At 68.2% G+C, this 16,014-nt stretch carries 16 protein-coding genes; 9 read left to right on the top strand and 7 right to left on the bottom strand.

From position 1 onward, the window contains the following. Positions 1-4 precede the first annotated feature (4 nt). The 3 genes from AC07O3_RS23030 to AC07O3_RS23040 all read right to left on the bottom strand — a co-directional run bounded on the left by AC07O3_RS23030 (position 5) and on the right by AC07O3_RS23040 (position 3,542). A complete protein-coding gene (locus tag AC07O3_RS23030) occupies positions 5-1,117 on the bottom strand; it encodes a CaiB/BaiF CoA transferase family protein (protein ID WP_495340417.1) in 1,113 nt (370 codons plus the stop codon). Between the two features lie 85 nt (positions 1,118-1,202). Continuing rightward, positions 1,203-2,336 (bottom strand): acyl-CoA dehydrogenase family protein, encoded by a 1,134-nt coding sequence (locus AC07O3_RS23035; protein ID WP_495340418.1) that lies wholly within the window; start codon positions 2,334-2,336, stop codon positions 1,203-1,205. 9 nt (positions 2,337-2,345) lie between these two features. Continuing rightward, a complete protein-coding gene (locus AC07O3_RS23040) occupies positions 2,346-3,542 on the bottom strand; it encodes an acyl-CoA dehydrogenase family protein (protein WP_495340419.1) in 1,197 nt (398 codons plus the stop codon). A gap of 246 nt (positions 3,543-3,788) precedes the next feature. Between AC07O3_RS23040 and AC07O3_RS23045 the strand changes: the two genes are divergently transcribed. Then, a complete protein-coding gene (locus tag AC07O3_RS23045; RefSeq protein ID WP_093056678.1) occupies positions 3,789-4,025 on the top strand; it encodes a hypothetical protein in 237 nt (78 codons plus the stop codon). A gap of 19 nt (positions 4,026-4,044) precedes the next feature. Here the strand turns inward: AC07O3_RS23045 and AC07O3_RS23050 are convergent, their stop codons facing one another. Next, positions 4,045-4,914, bottom strand: coding sequence for a UDP-2,3-diacylglucosamine diphosphatase (locus AC07O3_RS23050; protein WP_093056679.1), 870 nt, complete (start codon positions 4,912-4,914; stop codon positions 4,045-4,047). A 94-nt stretch (positions 4,915-5,008) separates the two neighbouring features. Between AC07O3_RS23050 and AC07O3_RS23055 the strand changes: the two genes are divergently transcribed. Continuing rightward, entirely contained in the window at positions 5,009-6,763 is a 1,755-nt protein-coding gene (locus AC07O3_RS23055) for a lysoplasmalogenase family protein (protein ID WP_495340420.1), read from the top strand. On the opposite strand, the gene dmeF is transcribed toward AC07O3_RS23055, so the two are convergent. Beyond that, entirely contained in the window at positions 6,760-7,701 is a 942-nt protein-coding gene (gene dmeF, locus AC07O3_RS23060; RefSeq protein ID WP_495340421.1) for a CDF family Co(II)/Ni(II) efflux transporter DmeF, read from the bottom strand. The two genes, AC07O3_RS23055 and dmeF, sit on opposite strands and share 4 nt — an antisense overlap. Positions 7,702-7,707: 6 nt before the next feature. Continuing rightward, positions 7,708-8,772 (bottom strand): Holliday junction branch migration DNA helicase RuvB, encoded by a 1,065-nt coding sequence (ruvB, locus tag AC07O3_RS23065; protein WP_093056682.1) that lies wholly within the window; start codon positions 8,770-8,772, stop codon positions 7,708-7,710. An 87-nt stretch (positions 8,773-8,859) separates the two neighbouring features. Between ruvB and AC07O3_RS23070 the strand changes: the two genes are divergently transcribed. From AC07O3_RS23070 to AC07O3_RS23100, 7 genes are read left to right on the top strand one after another with little or no spacing between them, the layout of a single operon-like run. Then, positions 8,860-9,477, top strand: coding sequence for a CDP-alcohol phosphatidyltransferase family protein (locus tag AC07O3_RS23070; RefSeq protein ID WP_093056683.1), 618 nt, complete (start codon positions 8,860-8,862; stop codon positions 9,475-9,477). 31 nt (positions 9,478-9,508) lie between these two features. Continuing rightward, positions 9,509-11,275 carry a bifunctional alpha/beta hydrolase/class I SAM-dependent methyltransferase gene (locus AC07O3_RS23075; RefSeq protein ID WP_093056684.1) on the top strand — a complete coding sequence of 589 codons (1,767 nt, stop codon included), beginning with the start codon at positions 9,509-9,511 and terminating at the stop codon, positions 11,273-11,275. Next, positions 11,272-12,621, top strand: a complete 1,350-nt coding sequence (locus AC07O3_RS23080; protein WP_495340422.1) for a phosphatase PAP2/dual specificity phosphatase family protein — start codon at positions 11,272-11,274, stop codon at positions 12,619-12,621. Before AC07O3_RS23075 ends, AC07O3_RS23080 begins: the two co-directional genes overlap by 4 nt. Then, on the top strand, positions 12,611-13,060 hold the full coding sequence (locus tag AC07O3_RS23085; RefSeq protein ID WP_093056686.1) for a hypothetical protein: 450 nt from the start codon (positions 12,611-12,613) through the stop codon (positions 13,058-13,060). The genes AC07O3_RS23080 and AC07O3_RS23085 overlap by 11 nt, the downstream gene beginning before the upstream one ends. Continuing rightward, positions 13,057-13,782, top strand: a complete 726-nt coding sequence (locus tag AC07O3_RS23090; RefSeq protein WP_495340423.1) for a lysophospholipid acyltransferase family protein — start codon at positions 13,057-13,059, stop codon at positions 13,780-13,782. The genes AC07O3_RS23085 and AC07O3_RS23090 overlap by 4 nt, the downstream gene beginning before the upstream one ends. Further along, positions 13,779-14,735 (top strand): phosphatidate cytidylyltransferase, encoded by a 957-nt coding sequence (locus AC07O3_RS23095; protein WP_093056687.1) that lies wholly within the window; start codon positions 13,779-13,781, stop codon positions 14,733-14,735. The genes AC07O3_RS23090 and AC07O3_RS23095 overlap by 4 nt, the downstream gene beginning before the upstream one ends. Beyond that, a complete protein-coding gene (locus tag AC07O3_RS23100) occupies positions 14,732-15,328 on the top strand; it encodes a YdeI/OmpD-associated family protein (protein ID WP_495340424.1) in 597 nt (198 codons plus the stop codon). The genes AC07O3_RS23095 and AC07O3_RS23100 overlap by 4 nt, the downstream gene beginning before the upstream one ends. 105 nt (positions 15,329-15,433) lie before the next feature. Here the strand turns inward: AC07O3_RS23100 and ruvA are convergent, their stop codons facing one another. After that, positions 15,434-16,006: a Holliday junction branch migration protein RuvA gene (gene ruvA, locus AC07O3_RS23105; protein ID WP_093056689.1), complete on the bottom strand. Its 573-nt coding sequence runs from the start codon at positions 16,004-16,006 to the stop codon at positions 15,434-15,436. Positions 16,007-16,014: the final 8 nt, after the last annotated feature.

Raw genomic sequence — 16,014 nt, forward strand, 5'->3', positions numbered from 1 at the left:
TCCTTCAGGCGCCGCACAGGGGCGCGATGGCATCCGCCGCCACGCCCCAGCGGCGCAGCACGGTGGAGCCGTCATCGCGCGCCGTGGCCGGGGGCACCACGGGCGCGGTGCGGCTGAAGCGCGGCGCGGGCGCGGGCTGCACCACGCCGCCCACGTTGGCGAAGGTGCCGCGCGCCACGTTGTGCGGATGCTCCGGGGCCTCGTCCCAGTCGAGCACGGGCGCGAAGCAGGCGTCGCTGCCTTCGAGCAGCACGCACCACTCGTCGCGCGTGCGGGTGCGGAACACGTCGGCCATGCGCAGCTTGAGCAGCGGCCAGCGGTCGGCGTCCATCTGCGCGTCGAAGGCGGGGTCGTCGGCGATGCCGCAGCGCTCGCGCATGAGCGCGTAGAACTGCGGCTCGATGGCGCCCACGGCCACGTACTTGCCGTCGGCGCACGCGTAGGTGTCGTAGAAGTGCGCGCCGCCGTCGAGCATGTTCTCGCCGCGCTGGTTGCTCCACTGGCCAGCCGACTTGAATCCGTACATCATGGCCGACAGCAGTGCCGCGCCATCGGTCATGGCGGCATCGACCACCTGGCCCTGACCGGAATTCTTCGCCTCGTGCAGTGCGGCGAGGATGCCGAAGGCCAGCAGCATCGCGCCGCCGCCGAAGTCGCCCACGTAGTTGAGCGGCGGCACCGGCGGCTCGCCCGCGCGGCCGATGGCGTGCAGCGCGCCGCTGATGGCGATGTAGTTGATGTCATGGCCTGCCGCATGCGCCAGCGGGCCGTGCTGGCCCCAGCCTGTCATGCGGCCGTAGACCAGCCGCGGGTTGCGCGCATGGCATTCGGCGGGGCCGAGGCCCAGGCGCTCCATCACCCCGGGACGGAAGCCCTCGATGAGCACGTCGGCCTTTTCGATGGCGTCGAGCACGGATTGCGCCGCGCCTTCCGCGCGCAGGTCGACCTGCAGCGTGCTGCGCCCGCGCGCGAGGATGTCGTGCGGCGCGGTGCGCGTGCCGGGGCGCTCGATGCGGACCACCTCCGCGCCCATGTCGGCGAACAGCATCGCGCAGAAGGGCCCGGGGCCGATGCCCGCCATCTCGATCACCCGAAGGCCTTGCAATGGACCTGCCATGGTCTGTCTCCTGTGTGTGGAGGCATCTTGGCTCGGGGGCGGCGGGGCTGCATCGTCCAAAGCGACGAATGCGGGCCCCCGATGTCTACGTTGCGGCCGGGCGCAGCTTCGCCACGCGGCGCAAATGCCACGCGGGCGGGCCGAACTGGCCTTCGATGAGCGTGGCGCGGCGCACGTAGTGGCCGACCGCCAGTTCCTCCGTCATGCCCATGCCGCCGTGCAGCTGCACCGCGCCCTGCCCCACGGCTTTGCAGGCCTTGGCGGCTGCGACCTTGGCGGAAGACACGGCACGGGCGCGCTCGTTGTGGTCGGCTGTGTCGATGTGCTCGCCGACGCTCGCAGTGAGCGCGGCGGCCTGCTCCAGCGCCATGTGCATGTCGGCCAGGCGGTGCTGCAGCACCTGGAAGCTGGAGATCGGCACGCCGAACTGCTTGCGCTGGCGTACGTAGTCGAGCGTGTCGCGCATCAGGCGGCGCATGACGCCGATGGACTCGGCGCAGACTGCGAGCGTGGCTTCGTCGAGCGCCCGCTCGATCTGCGGCAGCGCGCTGCCCTCGGCTCCGAGCAGCGCTTCAGCGGGCAGGCGCACGTCGTCGAAGGCGATGTCGGCGGCGCGGCCGCCGTCGCGGGTTGGGTAGGCGCGCAGGCGCACGCCGGCTGTTTCCCTGGGTACGACGAGCAGCGAGAGACCGGCGCCGCTGCGCGCGCTCACGATGAGGTGGCTGGCCCACGGCGCGGCGTGCACCACGGCCTTGCGGCCGTTCAGGCGAAAGCCGTTGCCTTCGCGCGCGAGTTCGGTCTGCACATCGGCGCGGTCGTGCCGGCTCTGCGGCTCGCCATGGGCGAAGGCAAGCACGGCCTGCCCGGCGACGATGCGCTTGAGCAGCGCATCGGCCTGCGCGCCGGGGTGGCGCTGCAGCAGGCCCGCGCCGATCACCATCGTCGACAGGTACGGCTCGGCAGCGAGCGCGCCGCCCAGCGTTTCCATCATCGCGAGGTGGGCGGCCATGCCGCCGCCAAGGCCGCCCTGCGACTCGGGCAGCGCCGCGCCCAGCAGGTCGAGCTCGCTGGCCAGGCCCTGCCAGAACGGCGGAGGCGCATCGTCGGCCTTGCGCAGCGCGTACAGGCGCTGCTCGAAGCCGTGGTTGTCGTCGAGGTAGCGCGCGAGGCTGTCGCGCAGCATCGCGAGGGTTTCGTCCTGTTCGGTGAGAGTGCTCATGGAAGGACCTCAGTTCGCCAGCAAGTGGGCCGCGACGATGTTGCGTTGCACCTCGTTGGAGCCCGCGTAGATGGAGGCCGCGCGGTCGTTGAGGTAGGCCGACATCGAGAACACGGCGTCTTCGGGAATCGGCAGCTCGCCTTGCAGGCCGTCGTCCAGCGGCAGGTCGGCGGCGGCGTAGTGGGCGGCGATTTCTACGCCGAGCTCGGTCAGCCGCTGGCGCAGCTCGGAGCCCAGCACCTTGCCCATCGACGGGCGGATGCCCGGTTGCTCGCCGCGGGCCTGCGCGCGCAGCGATTGCAGCTCGGTGGCCTCGAGGGCGTCGATGGCGCACTCGGCTTCGGCCAGGCGCAGGGCCGTGTCGTCGGCTTCGTGTGCGTCGCCGCCTGAAGCTGAAAAGGTTGCATCTGCCGCGGTTGTCAGCCGGCGCAGGCGTGCGCGCAGCATGGGCGCCCATGCGCCGCCGCGCTCGTGCTGCAGCAGGTACTTGGCGATGGCCCAGCCCTGGTTCTCCTCGCCGATGAGCCCGTCGGCCGGCACGCGCACGTCGTCGAAGAACACCTGGTTGAGCTCGTGGTCGCCCGAGATGCTGATGATCGGCCGGATGGTGATGCCCGGCGCGGGAATGTCGAAGCACAGGAAGCTGATGCCCTGCTGCGGTTTGCCGCCCGAGGTGGTGCGCACAAGGCAGAACATGCGGTTGGCGTACTGCGCGTGGGTGGTCCAGATCTTGGTGCCGTTGATGACGTAGTGGTCGCCGTCGCGCACCGCCTTGCACTGAAGCGAGGCCAGGTCGGAGCCCGACTGCGGCTCCGAGTAGCCCTGACACCAGTAGTCCTCGCCCGAGCGGATGCCGGGCAGCCACGCGCGCTTCTGCGCCTCGGTGCCAAAGGCGATGATCACCGGTGCGACCATGCCCGGCCCCATGGGTGCGCGCGGTGGCGCATCGGCGGCGGCAAGCTCGGCCGCGAAGAGGTAGTGCTGCATCGGCGTCCAGCCGGTGCCGCCGTGCTCGACCGGCCACTGCGGCACGCTCCAGCCGCGCTTTGCCAGCACGCGGTGCCAGCGGTTGCCGTATTCGTAGTCGGTGAAGATGCCGGAGCAGCGCCGGCCCGCGGCACGCAGTTCGGGCGTCAGCTCACGCGCCAGGAAGTCTCGAACCTCGTCGCGGAATGCGGTCTCCGCCGCCGTGAGTGCCCAGGCCATGGTGTTTGTCGTCTCCTGCTGTCGGAATAACACCGGCCGAGTGTGAGGCCCCCGGAGGCCCGGCGGCATCGTCGGATCGGACGAACGCGGCCACGCGCGGCATGGCGCCTCGAAAGCCACCGTCTTCCGTAGTCTTTTGTTTTCATTCGGGATAATCCGATACGCCAGCGTTCCGGTTCCTGCTCCAATGCGTGCGGGAGTTGTTCCGGGCGCCCGAGAACGCGCCGCCCTCGAAGGAGCACAGCAGTGAGCACTGTCATTCCCGGCTTCCCGCACAGCAGCGTCGAGCGGCTGTGCGATTACGAACTGCCGGAACCGCCCGCCAGCCTTTTCCAGACTTCACCGGAGCCCGATGGCCCCGAGAATTTCGCACTGGCCTGGTGGCTATGGATGGACGAAATGAGCAAGAGCATGCTTCGGCATTACGACGCCTGGCGCGAGCAACTCGGCCATACGACGAACGACCCCGGTCGCAAGGGCTGACCGGCCTGCTCGGACGGGCTCAGGCCGCGACGGCTTCGCGCTGCGGCGTCGCCTTCGTCGGCACGGGCATGTGCTGCGCCCAGTCGATGATTTCCAGCGTGCCGTCGGCATGCTCGGCCAGTGCCGTCAGGCTCTCGACCCAGTCGCCATCGTTGCAATAGAGGATGCCGTCGATGTCGCGCATCTCGGCATGGTGGATGTGCCCGCAGACCACGCCCTGTGCGCCGCGCTTGCGGGCTTCGCGGGCCACGGCCACTTCGAAGTCGCCCACGTAGCTCACCGCGCGCTTGACCTTGCCCTTGAGGTACTTCGACAGCGACCAGTACGGCAGCCCCATGCGCGCACGCAGCGAGTTGAGGTGGCGGTTGAGCTTGAGCGTGAACTCGTAGAGCGAATCGCCCACGTAGGCGAGCCACTTGGCGCACTGGATGACGCCGTCGAACAGGTCGCCGTGGATGATCCAGAGCTTGCGGCCGTCGGCCGTCTCGTGAATCCATTCTTCGGCCACGTCGATGCCGCCGAAGTTGTGATGCAGGTACTTGCGGGCGAACTCGTCGTGGTTGCCCGGAATGAAGATCACGCGCGTGCCCTTGCGCGCCTTGCGCAGCAGCTTCTGGATCACGTCGTTGTGCGCCTGCGGCCAGTACCAGTGGCGCTTGAGCTGCCAGCCGTCGATGATGTCGCCGACCAGGAACAGGGTCTCGCACTCGGTGTGCTTGAGAAAATCGAGCAGCGCACGAGCCTGGCAGCCGGGCGTGCCCAGGTGCAGGTCGGAAATCCAGAGGGTGCGGAATTGCAGGGGTGGACGTACGCGATCATCGTCCTCGGGGTCGAGGGCCCGGGTCGCGGTGTCGTGCCATGCACGAAGGAAGGCGTCGTCGCGTTGCATGGACGGGTAGGCTCCCACCGCCACGTGACCATACGATGGCGCCTCCGTGACATCCCGGTGACTTGTCGCCCGACGGCAACGCCACAATCGCGCGATGCGCCCCGGCCAGATCATCGTTCTCGCAACTCCCGTTTTCTTCCTGCTGATCGCAATCGAATTCGCGGTCGGCCGCATGCGCGCACGACGCGGCACGGGGCATGACACCTACCGCCTCGCCGACGCGGTGAACAGCATCGGCCTGGGCATGCTGAGCCAGATCAGCGCGGTGCTCACGGGGCTGTTGCGCATCGGCATCTACACGGCCGTGTATTCGGCTGTGGCGCTGTTTCCGCAAGAGGCAGCGCGCGACTTCTGGACGACGTGGTACGGCTGGCTGCTGGCGCTGGTGTTCTACGACTTCTGCTACTACTGGCTGCACCGCATGGGCCACGAGTCGGCCATCCTGTGGGCGGCGCACGTGGTGCATCACCAGAGCCAGCACTACAACCTGTCGACCGCGTTGCGGCAGACATCGAGCGGCGCACTGCTGGGCTGGGTGTTCTATCTGCCGATGGCGGTGGCGGGCGTGCCACCGCTGGTGTTCGGCGTGGTGGCGCTGGTCGACCTGCTCTACCAGTTCTGGGTGCACACCGAGCAGGTGGGCAAACTGGGCTGGTTCGACCGCTGGTTCTGCTCGCCGTCGAACCACCGCGTGCACCACGCGGTGAACGACAAGTACCTCGATCGCAACTACGGCGGCATCCTCATCATGTGGGACCGGATGTTCGGCAGCTTCCGCGAGGAAGACGAACGCTGCGTCTACGGCACGCGCGGCGAGTTGCGCAGCTGGGACCCGCTGTGGGCCAACGCCGAGGTGTACTGGGCGCTGGCGAAGGATTCATGGCATGCGCGCAGCTGGGTCGACAAGCTGCGCGTGTGGTTCAAGCCGCCGGGCTGGCGGCCGGCCGACGTGGCAGCGCGGTTTCCGAAGCCGGCCTTCGACATTTCAAAGGTGACGCGCTACGAACCGGTGGTGAGCCGGGCCGTGCAGTGGTTCGCTGGCGTGCAGTTCATGCTGATGCTGGCGGGGGCCATATTCTTCCTGTGGTTCTCCGACACCATGCCGCTGCCGCAGGCCGCCGTCTGGCTGGCCGCGCTGACGGCGAGCCTGTGGGCCATCGGCGGCGTGCTGCAGGGGCGGTTGTCGATGACCGAGGTGCTGCTGATCGAGGCAGCGGCCCTGGCCACGGCGAGCGCGGCGCTGGGCATCGGCTGGCTGCACCTCGTCTTCAAGCCGCTGGCTTTGTCGATCGCGATCTTCTTCGCCGCGCGGCGGGCGGTGGCGGCTGGTGCCGTAACGACCTTCGACGGGCTGCTGCTGACGGGGCTGGTGGCATCGCTGGCCGGCGACGTGCTGCTGATGGGGCCGGCCAAGCTGTTCGTACCCGGGCTCGTGTGCTTCCTGCTGGCGCACCTGGCCTATATCGCGCTGTTCCGCATCGGGGTCGGCCTGTTTCCGCGCCGCGGCGTGCTCGCGGCGACGCTGCTGATCGGCGCGGGGATGTACGCGTTTCTCTGGCAAGGTGGGCTGCCCGTCGCCCTGCGGGTGCCGGTCGGCGTCTATGTGATCGTGATCGCCTGCATGGCGGCACAGGCCATCGGGCGGGCCGCCGTGCTACGAAGCGCAGACCCTGCCGCGCTGTGGGTTGCGGTGGGCGCATGCTTCTTCATGCTGAGCGACTCGCTGCTGGCAACGAACCGCTTCGTGTCACCGCTGCCGCTGGCGTCGCTGTGGGTGCTGGCTACCTACTACGCGGCGCAGATTCTGATCGTGCGGCACACGCGGCCCGCAGAAAGAAGCGGGAGCTAGTCGACGCAGCGCTGGATTTCCACCGTGGAGTGGCGAATCTCCTCGTGCATCGAGAAGCACGCCCGCACCTGGTCGGCCGTCAGCGTCATCGAATGCGTCACCACCGTGAGCGCACAGGCGTACGCATCGCGCCCCACGCGCCACACGTGCAGATCGGCCACGCGCGTTTCCGAATCGGCCAGCGTCGTCTCGACGCCTTCGCGGATCTCTTGCGTCACCGGGTGGTCCATCTCGCGGTCGAGCAGCACCTTGCCGGTTTCCTTCAGCAGCCCCTTGGCCCAGACCGCCACCAGCACCGCGCCGACGATGCCCATCGCCGGATCGAGCCAGGCCCAGCCGTAGAACCAGCCGCCCAGCAGCGCCGCAATGGCCAGTACCGAGGTGGCAGCATCGGCCACGACGTGCATGTAGGCGGAGCGCAGGTTCAGGTCGTGACCGTGGTCGCCATGCGCGTGGTGATCGTCATGCCCGTGATGATGGTGATGCGCCCCGCCCAGCAACCGCGCGCAGACCAGGTTGACCACCAGCCCCAGCACCGCGACCGAGATGGCTTCGGGGTAGTGAATGGCCGAAGGCGACCACAGCCGCTCGAGCGAGCCCACCACCATCAGCGCCGCGATGCCCAGCAGCACCAGCGCGCTGGCAAAACCGCCGAGCACTTCGATCTTCCAGGTGCCGAAGGCAAAGCGCGGGTCGCGCGCGTAGCGCCGCGCGGCCGCATAGGCAAAGGCGCTCAGACCGATGGCCAGCGCGTGCGAGCTCATGTGCCAGCCGTCGGCCAGCAGCGCCATCGAGTTGAACCACCAGCCGGCACCGATCTCGACGACCATCATCGCGGCGGTGATCCACATCACGAGGCGCGTGCTGCGCTCGGCGGAGGCGGTGTCGGCGCCGAAATGGTGGTCGTGCTGCCAGGCACTCAGGTCATGAGTGTGCATGTGTCTTCAGGCTCCAAAGAGGTCTTGTCCGTCGGAACGGCTCGAAGGCGGCGTCACGCCCAGGTGCCGGTACGCCGCCAGCGTGGCGATGCGCCCGCGCGGCGTGCGCTGCAGGTAGCCCTGCTGGATGAGATAGGGCTCGATCACGTCCTCGATGGTGTCGCGCTCCTCGCCGATGCTGGCCGCCACGTTGTCGAGGCCCACCGGGCCGCCGTCGAAACGGTGGATCACGGCTTCGAGCAGCTTGCGGTCCATCAGGTCGAAGCCCTGCGGGTCGACGTCGAGCATGGCCAGCGCCTTGTGCGCGATTTCTTCGGTGATGCGGCCATTGCCCTTGACCTCGGCGTAGTCGCGCACGCGGCGCAGCAGGCGGTTGGCAATGCGGGGCGTGCCGCGCGAACGACGGGCGATCTCGAAGCCGCCGGTTTCGTCGGTCTCCACCTTGAGCAGGCGGGCGCTGCGGGTCACGATCAGCGCCAGCTCTTCGGGCGTGTAGAACTCCAGCCGCGCGACGATGCCGAAGCGGTCGCGCAGCGGGTTGGTCAGCATGCCGGCGCGGGTGGTGGCGCCCACCAGGGTGAAGGGCTGCAGGTCGAGCTTGATGCTGCGCGCCGCGGGGCCCTCGCCGATCATGATGTCGATCTGGTAGTCCTCCAGCGCGGGGTACAGGATTTCCTCGACGACCGGGCTCAGGCGGTGGATCTCGTCGATGAAGAGCACGTCGTTCGGCTCCAGGTTGGTCAGCAGCGCCGCCAGGTCCTTGGGCTTTTCGAGCACGGGGCCGGAGGTCTGGCGCAGGTTGACGCCCAGTTCGGCCGCGATGATGTGAGACAGCGTGGTCTTGCCCAGGCCCGGGGGACCGAACAGCAACACGTGGTCGAGCGCCTCTTTGCGCTTGCGCGCGGCGCCGATGAAGATTTCGAGCTGCTCGCGCACCTTGGCCTGGCCGACGTACTCGTCGAGCAGCTTGGGGCGCAGCGCCCGCTCGATCGCCTCTTCGTTGGGCGATGCGGGGGCTGCGGACACCACGCGTTGGGGGGCGGGCGCGAAGTCGTCTGTCTGGATGGTCATTGGGTAAGGGTCTGCGTCGGCAAGTTTAGTCCTTGGGCCAGACTGGCAGAATGCTTCGGCACATAACAAACGAGGGGAAGCCAGCACGTGTCGATCTACGAACTGAAGCCGCGTTTCCAGGCCCTGCTGCGGCCGCTGGTGGTCCGCCTGCATGCGATGGGCGTCACCGCCAACCAGGTCACGATGGCGGCATGCGTCGTTTCGGTCGCGCTCGGGCTCTGGCTCTTCTTCGCGGCGCCCTCGCTGGCAGCCTTCGGGCTCATTCCACTTTGGATGTTCCTTCGCATGGCCTTCAACGCCATCGACGGCATGCTGGCGCGCGAGCACAACCAGCAGAGCAAGCTGGGCGCTTTTCTCAACGAACTGACCGACGTGGTCTCCGACGCGGCGCTGTACCTGCCCTTTGCGCTGGTACTGCCTTTCAGCGGCTTCTGGGTCGGCACGGTGATCGTGCTGGCCGGGCTGAGCGAATTCGCCGGCGCGCTGGGCCCCACGGTGGGCGCCTCGCGCCGCTACGACGGTCCGCTGGGCAAGAGCGACCGGGCCTTCGTGTTCGGCGCGCTCGGCCTCTACGTGGCCCTGGGCTTGCCGCTGCCGGGCTGGACGGCCTGGCTGATGCCGCTGCTTGCTGTGCTGGTGGCCTGGACCACCGTCAACCGCATCCGCCGCGCGCTGGCCGAGGCCGACGCCGCAGGCCGCCACTGAACAAGCTCCTACAAGATTTCACAGGGATTCAATGAACGACACCACTCCACGCGCTCCGAACGAGCTTCATTTCCAGACGCACGACGGCGAATCGCTTTTCTACCGCCACTGGCCAGCCACCGGCGCCACGCGGCGCGGCGCCATCGTGCTGTTCCATCGCGGCCATGAACACGGCGCGCGCATGGCGCACCTGGTCGACGAGCTGAACCTGCCCGACTTCGACTTCTTCGCCTGGGACGCCCGCGGCCACGGCCGCTCACCCGGGCAGCGCGGCTACAGCCCGAGCTTCGGCACCTCGGTGCGCGACGTGCAGACCTTCGTGCAGCACATCGGCACGGCACACGGCGTGCCCGAGCAGGACATCCACGTGGTCGCGCAGAGCGTGGGCGCGGTGCTGATCGCCACATGGGCGCACGACTACGCGCCCAAGGTGCGCGGGCTCACGCTCGCCTCGCCGGCCTTCAAGGTCAAGCTCTACGTGCCGTTCGCGCGCGCCGGGCTCGGGCTGATGCACAAGCTGCGCGGCCTGTTCTTCGTCAACAGCTACGTGAAGGCGAAGTTCCTCACGCACGACCCCGAACGCATCGCCAGCTACGAGAGCGATCCGCTGATCTCGCGGCCCATCGCGGTCAACATCCTGCTGGGCCTGTACGAAGCCGCCGACCGCGTGGTGGCCGACGCGAATGCGATCACGCTGCCTGTGCAGCTGCTCATTTCAGGCGCCGACTGGGTGGTACACCACAAGCCGCAGCACCAGTTCTTCGAGCGGCTGGGCAGCGCGGTGAAGACCAAGACCGAGCTGCCGGGCTTCTTCCACGACACGCTGGGCGAGAAAGACCGGGCGCCGGCCGTGGCGCAGATCCGCGAATTCATCCTGCAGCGCTTCGACGAGCCGGCCGTGCCGGTGGACCGCCGCGAGGCGCACTTGAGCGGCGACACGGCCGACGAGTCGCGTGCGCTGGCCGAGCCGCTGTCGCCCCTGTCACCGCGCGGTGCCTACTGGGCCATGACCCGCGCGAGCCTGAAGCTGGGCGGCACGATGTCGGAAGGCATCAAGCTCGGCCACGCCACCGGCTTCGACTCGGGCAGCACGCTCGACTACGTGTATCGCAACCATCCGCAGGGCAGCTCGGCCATCGGCCGCTCCATCGACAAGACGTACCTGGACTCCATCGGCTGGCGCGGCATCCGCCAACGCAAGATCCACGTCGAGGAGTTGCTACGCATTGCAATGGAGCGCCTGGCCGACATGCACCGCGAGGTGCGCGTGATGGACATCGCCGCCGGCCACGGCCGCTACGTGCTCGACGCGGTGCTGGCCAGCCCTGTCAAGGCCAGCTCCATCCTGCTGCGCGACTACAGCGACATCAACGTGCGCGACGGCCGGGCGCTCATCGCCGAGAAGGGCCTGGAGGACGTCGCACAGTTCGTGCAGGCCGACGCCTTCGACCGCATGAGCCTCGCGAGCGTATTGCCGCGGCCCACGCTGGCCGTGGTGTCGGGCCTGTACGAGCTGTTCCCCGACAACGAGATGGTGCGCCGCTCGCTCGCGGGCGTGGGCGACGCGGTGGAAGACCGCGGCTACCTCGTCTACACCGGTCAGCCGTGGCACCCGCAGCTCGAGATGATCGCGCGCGCCCTCACCAGCCACCGCCAGGGTGAGGCCTGGGTGATGCGCCGTCGCACCCAGTACGAGATGGACCAGCTGGTGGAAGAAGCGGGCTTCCGCAAGATCGACCAGCGGGTCGACGAGTGGGGCATCTTCACGGTGTCGCTGGCAGTGCGCGTCACTCAATGACCGCCTGGCTGGCGCAACGGCCCTGGAAGCGCGCCGCCGCATGGCTGGTGTTTCTGGGGCCGCTGTTCTATGCGACCTATGGTTTCGCCAACTGGTGGGCGACCACGCGGGCGAACGTGCCGTCGATGGCTTTCGAGTGGGAGCGGCAAGTGCCGTTCTGGCCGTGGACGATCTTTCCTTACTGGACGATCAACGTCTTCTATGCGCTGTCGCTGTTCCTGGCGCGCAGCCGGCACACGCTCGACCGGCACGCGCTGCGGCTGGTCACGGCCACGCTCGTCGCCTGCAGCTGCTTCATCCTCTGGCCGCTGCACTTCAGCTTCGGGCAGCCGCCAGTCGACGGGGCGCCGGCCTTTCTGTTCAACGCGCTGCGCGGGTTCGATCAGCCGTTCAACCAGGCGCCTTCGCTGCACATCGCGCTGGCCGTGATCCTGTGGGATTGGTATCGGCAGTTCACCCGGCCCCTCTGGGCGCGGCTGGTGCTGCATGTGTGGGCCTTCGCCATCTGCGCGTCGGTGCTCACGACGTGGCAGCACCACTTCATCGACATTCCGACCGGTGCGCTACTGGGCCTGTTCTGCGTATGGCTGTGGCCGCTGGAGCGCGTGGTGTCGATGCCGCGCGCGTGGCGCATCACGCGCGATGCGCAGCGCTGGAAGCTGGCGGGTTTCTATGCAGTGGGCGCGGCGCTGTTCCTTGCGGCAGCGCTGTACGGCGGCGGTGTCACGCTGTGGCTCGCATGGCCGGCCGCGTCGCTGGCGCTGGTGGCGTTGAACTACATCGGCTTCGGCGCACGCGGCTTCCAGATGGACGGCCACGGTCGCATGGGTTGGGCCGCGCGCTGGATGCTGGCGCCCTACCGGCTCGCCGCCGCCATCAACGCCTGGCTCTGGACGCGCAAGCTGCCGGCTTCGGTCGAAGTGGTGCCGGGCCTGCGGCTGGGCCGACGGCCGACGCACGCCGAATGGCTGGCCGCCGGGCAGCCCCGGCTGGTGAGCCTGTGCGCCGAGCTGCAGATGCCCGCGGGCGTGCCGCATGCGCGCTGCGTGCCGCTGCTCGACCTGACGGTGCCGCCAACCGTGCGCCTGCAGCGCGCGGCGGCCGTCATCGAAGGCCAGCGCCGGAACGCGGACGATGCCACAGTGTGGGTCTGCTGCGCGCTCGGCTTCTCGCGCAGCGCTGCGGCGGTGATCGCCTGGCTGGGCCGCTACGGCCCGGCCGGCGGCGTCGCCCAGGCCGAAGACACGGTGCGCCGCGCACGGCCGCAGATCGTGCTGCGGGGTGCCTGGCGGGTGTCACTGGAGCCGTTCAAACCTTTGCCGGAGGTACCGCCCCATGACCGATGACAACGACCGAACCACCTGCGCCGCGCTGGCGGGCCTTCTGCGCGCCATCGCGCTGCTGGGCCTCTGGGGCTTCGCGCTCACCTGCATCTCGGCGCTGGTGCTCGCGCTGACGCTGCGCTCGCTCTCGACCACGGCCACCATGGGCTTCGGCGCGGTCGTGATCCTCGGCGCGCTGGAGCGCTACTTCGCGTTCCGGCTGCGCTTCGACGAAGCGCTGTTCGACGGCCTCGCGCGCAACACCGTCGCTTCGCTCGAAGCGCTCGACAAAGCGCTCTCCACGCTCGGACTGCGCGAGCCACCGCCGTCGCAACACAACACCACGCGCCCGCTCGACGACCGCGTGCAGGGCACCCGACAGCTCATGCAGCGCCACGCCATCGTGGTCGCGTGCCAGAGCGCCTTGTTCCTCCTTGCCTTGATGACACAGGACCTCTCTTGACCGAAGAAAACAACAAGAACAACGACAAGCCCGAAAGCACCGTGCTGCGGCGCGGGCTCGCCATCGTGGCGGGCAAGCTGATCATCGGCGCGGCCGGGCTGCTGACCGGGGTGCGCGCCATCTGGTCGGGCACCACGCCGAAGGCCGAGCAGACGCTGTACTTCGCCAACCACACGAGCCACGGCGACTTCGTGCTGCTGTGGGCCACGCTGCCGCCCGATCTGCGCGCGCTCACGCGGCCGGTGGCCGGGCAGGACTACTGGATGGCCTCGAAGACGCGCCAGTTCATCGGCGCCGACGTGTTCAATGCGCTGATGATCCGCCGCGACGGCTCGGGCCAGGGCGAGAACCCGGTCGAGCAGATGAAGGAAGCGCTGGACGCCGGCGACTCGCTCATCATGTTCCCCGAAGGCACGCGCAACACGGGCGACGAGATCCTGCTGCCGCTGAAAAGCGGGCTCTTCCACCTGGCGCGCGCCTGCCCCAACGTGCGGCTGGTGCCCGTGTGGATCGAGAACCTGAAGCGCGTGCTGCCCAAGGGCACGCTGGTGCCTATTCCGCTCGCGTGCACGGTGCGCTACGGCGCGCCGATCAAGCTGGCTGAGGGGGAAGACAAGAACACCTTCATCGCTCGCGCGCGCACGGCGATGCTCGACCTGCGCCCCGAATACGACCGCATCGAACAACAAAACGGACAACGCAACGGAGGGAGCGCCTCGTGATCGAACTCTCTCCCTTCGCGTGGACCACGCTCAAGCTCTTCGGCGGCGTGGCCGGCGTGCTGATACTGGCCTCGGCCATCGGCGCGCTGCTCAAGTGGCGCGTGGCGCACGGCCAGCCTCATTCGGTAATCGACAACCTCAACTCGCGCGTCAATGCGTGGTGGGTGATGGTGGCGGTGATCGGCATTGCCTTTGCCTTCGGCAAGGGCGGCGTGATCGTGCTGTTCTATCTGATCTCGTTCTATGCGCTGCGCGAGTTCATCAGCCTGGCCTACACGCGGCGCGGCGACCATGCGCCGATCGCGCTGGCTTTCTACCTCGCGCTGCCGGGGCAGTATTTCCTGATCTGGATCGACTGGTATGGGCTCTACGCGATCTACATCCCGGTCTATGCATTCCTGCTGCTGCCGATCCTGGCGGCGGTCGGCGGCGACACGCGCCGCTTCCTTGAGCGCACCTCGAAGATCCAGTGGGGGCTGATGGTGTGCGTGTTCTGCATCAGCCACGTGCCGGCGCTGCTCACACTGCAGATTCCTGGCTTCGAAGGTCGCAACCTGCTTCTGATCGCGTTCCTGGTGATCGTGGTGCAAGGCAGCGACGTGCTGCAGTACGTGTGGGGCAAGCTCTTCGGCAAGCGCAAGGTGGCGCCCGAGCTGTCGCCCTCCAAGACCTGGGAAGGCCTGATCGGCGGCGTGGCGAGCGCCACCGCGCTGGGCGCCGCGCTGTACTGGGCCACGCCGTTCAACCCGTGGCAGGCGGCGCTGATGGCGCTCACGATCTGCCTGATGGGTTTCTTCGGCGGATTGGTGATGTCGGCCATCAAGCGCGACCGCGGCGTGAAGGACTGGGGTTCGATGATCGAAGGCCATGGCGGCATGCTCGATCGGCTCGACTCGGTGATCTTCGCGGCGCCGATCTACTTCCACGCGCTGCGCTACTGGTGGGTGCCATGAGCACGAAGACGGCAGAGCGCATTCCGCACGACACGCCGATCGAATGCACCAATGCCGCGTCGTGGACACGCTGGCTCAAGCGTCACCACGCGACCGCCGCCGGCGTATGGCTTCGCATCGCGAAGAAGGACAGCGGCATCGCCTCCATCGACCACCCCGCCGCACTCGAGGAAGCGCTGTGCTACGGCTGGATCGACGGCCAGCGCAAGAGCGATGACGCGCAGTATTTCCTGCAACGCTTCACGCCGCGCACCAAGCGCAGCATCTGGTCGCAGATCAACCGCACCAAGGTGCTGAAGCTCATCGACGAAGGCCGCATGCAGCCGGCCGGACTGGCCGAGATCGAGCGCGCGAAGGCCGACGGGCGCTGGGATGCAGCCTACGAAGCCGCGAGCGTGGCGACAGTGCCGCCCGATCTTCAGGCCGCGCTGGACGCGAACAAGAAAGCTGCGAAGTTCTTCGCCACGCTGGATGCGCGCAACCGCTATTCGGTGCTGTTTCGTACTCAGGGTGCGAAGAAGCCCGAGACTCGGGCGCGGCGCATCGCGCAGTTCGTGGAGATGCTGGCCAAGGGCGAGAAGATCTATCCCTGAGCGGCGAGAGTTTCGTTCCGGGGTGCGTGCGCTGCCGTTGTGCCGGAGGTTTAAGCGCTGCGCTGAACGATCACGCCGTCGGCGTGAGCGCGCCCCGAACCAAGCTCACTTAGCCAGTGACTTCAGCGCCATCTTGATGCCCTCGCTCACCGTCGCATCCTTCGGCAGCGCCTTGAGCGCAAGCGCGGCCTCCTTGTCGCTGTAGCCCAGCGCGATCAGCGCCTGGAGAATGTCCGCCTGCGCATCGGACGCCGCATGCGCCGGCAGGCCGATGTCAGCGCCGAGCTTGCCCTTGAGTTCAAGCAACAGCCGCTCGGCCGTCTTCTTGCCGATGCCCGGAATCTTCACGAGCCGGCCGAGTTCCTGCGTCGTGATCGCCTGCGAAAGCTCGCCCACGCTCATGCCCGAGAGCAGGCCCAGCGCGGTGCGCGGCCCCACGCCGGTGATCTTGATGAGCTGGCGAAAGGCTGCCCTTTCCTCCGCAGTGCCGAAGCCGTAGAGAATCTGCGCGTCCTCGCGCACGACAAAGTGCGTGAGCAGCGAGACTTTCGCGCCGAGGTTCGGCAGGTTGTAGAACGTGCTCATCGGCACGTCGACCTCATAGCCGACTCCGTTGCAGTCCACAACTACCTGCGGTGGGTTGCGTTCGGCCAGCGTGCCGGTCAGTTTGCCTATCATGGGTGCCC

The sequence above is a fragment of the Variovorax sp. GW821-FHT09D05 genome (assembly GCF_059416325.1).

Excerpts from the sequence above, each read along its gene's own strand:
- AC07O3_RS23080 (WP_495340422.1), top strand. The coding sequence starts at position 11,272 with ATGACCGCCTGGCTGGCGCAACGGCCCTGGAAGCGCGCCGCCGCATGG.
- AC07O3_RS23030 (WP_495340417.1), bottom strand. The coding sequence starts at position 1,117 with ATGGCAGGTCCATTGCAAGGCCTTCGGGTGATCGAGATGGCGGGCATC.
- dmeF (WP_495340421.1), bottom strand. The coding sequence starts at position 7,701 with ATGCACACTCATGACCTGAGTGCCTGGCAGCACGACCACCATTTCGGC.
- AC07O3_RS23100 (WP_495340424.1), top strand. The coding sequence starts at position 14,732 with ATGAGCACGAAGACGGCAGAGCGCATTCCGCACGACACGCCGATCGAA.
- ruvB (WP_093056682.1), bottom strand. The coding sequence starts at position 8,772 with ATGACCATCCAGACAGACGACTTCGCGCCCGCCCCCCAACGCGTGGTG.
- AC07O3_RS23050 (WP_093056679.1), bottom strand. The coding sequence starts at position 4,914 with ATGCAACGCGACGACGCCTTCCTTCGTGCATGGCACGACACCGCGACC.
- AC07O3_RS23075 (WP_093056684.1), top strand. The coding sequence starts at position 9,509 with ATGAACGACACCACTCCACGCGCTCCGAACGAGCTTCATTTCCAGACG.
- AC07O3_RS23035 (WP_495340418.1), bottom strand. The coding sequence starts at position 2,336 with ATGAGCACTCTCACCGAACAGGACGAAACCCTCGCGATGCTGCGCGAC.
- ruvA (WP_093056689.1), bottom strand. The coding sequence starts at position 16,006 with ATGATAGGCAAACTGACCGGCACGCTGGCCGAACGCAACCCACCGCAG.
- AC07O3_RS23040 (WP_495340419.1), bottom strand. The coding sequence starts at position 3,542 with ATGGCCTGGGCACTCACGGCGGCGGAGACCGCATTCCGCGACGAGGTT.
- AC07O3_RS23055 (WP_495340420.1), top strand. The coding sequence starts at position 5,009 with ATGCGCCCCGGCCAGATCATCGTTCTCGCAACTCCCGTTTTCTTCCTG.
- AC07O3_RS23085 (WP_093056686.1), top strand. The coding sequence starts at position 12,611 with ATGACCGATGACAACGACCGAACCACCTGCGCCGCGCTGGCGGGCCTT.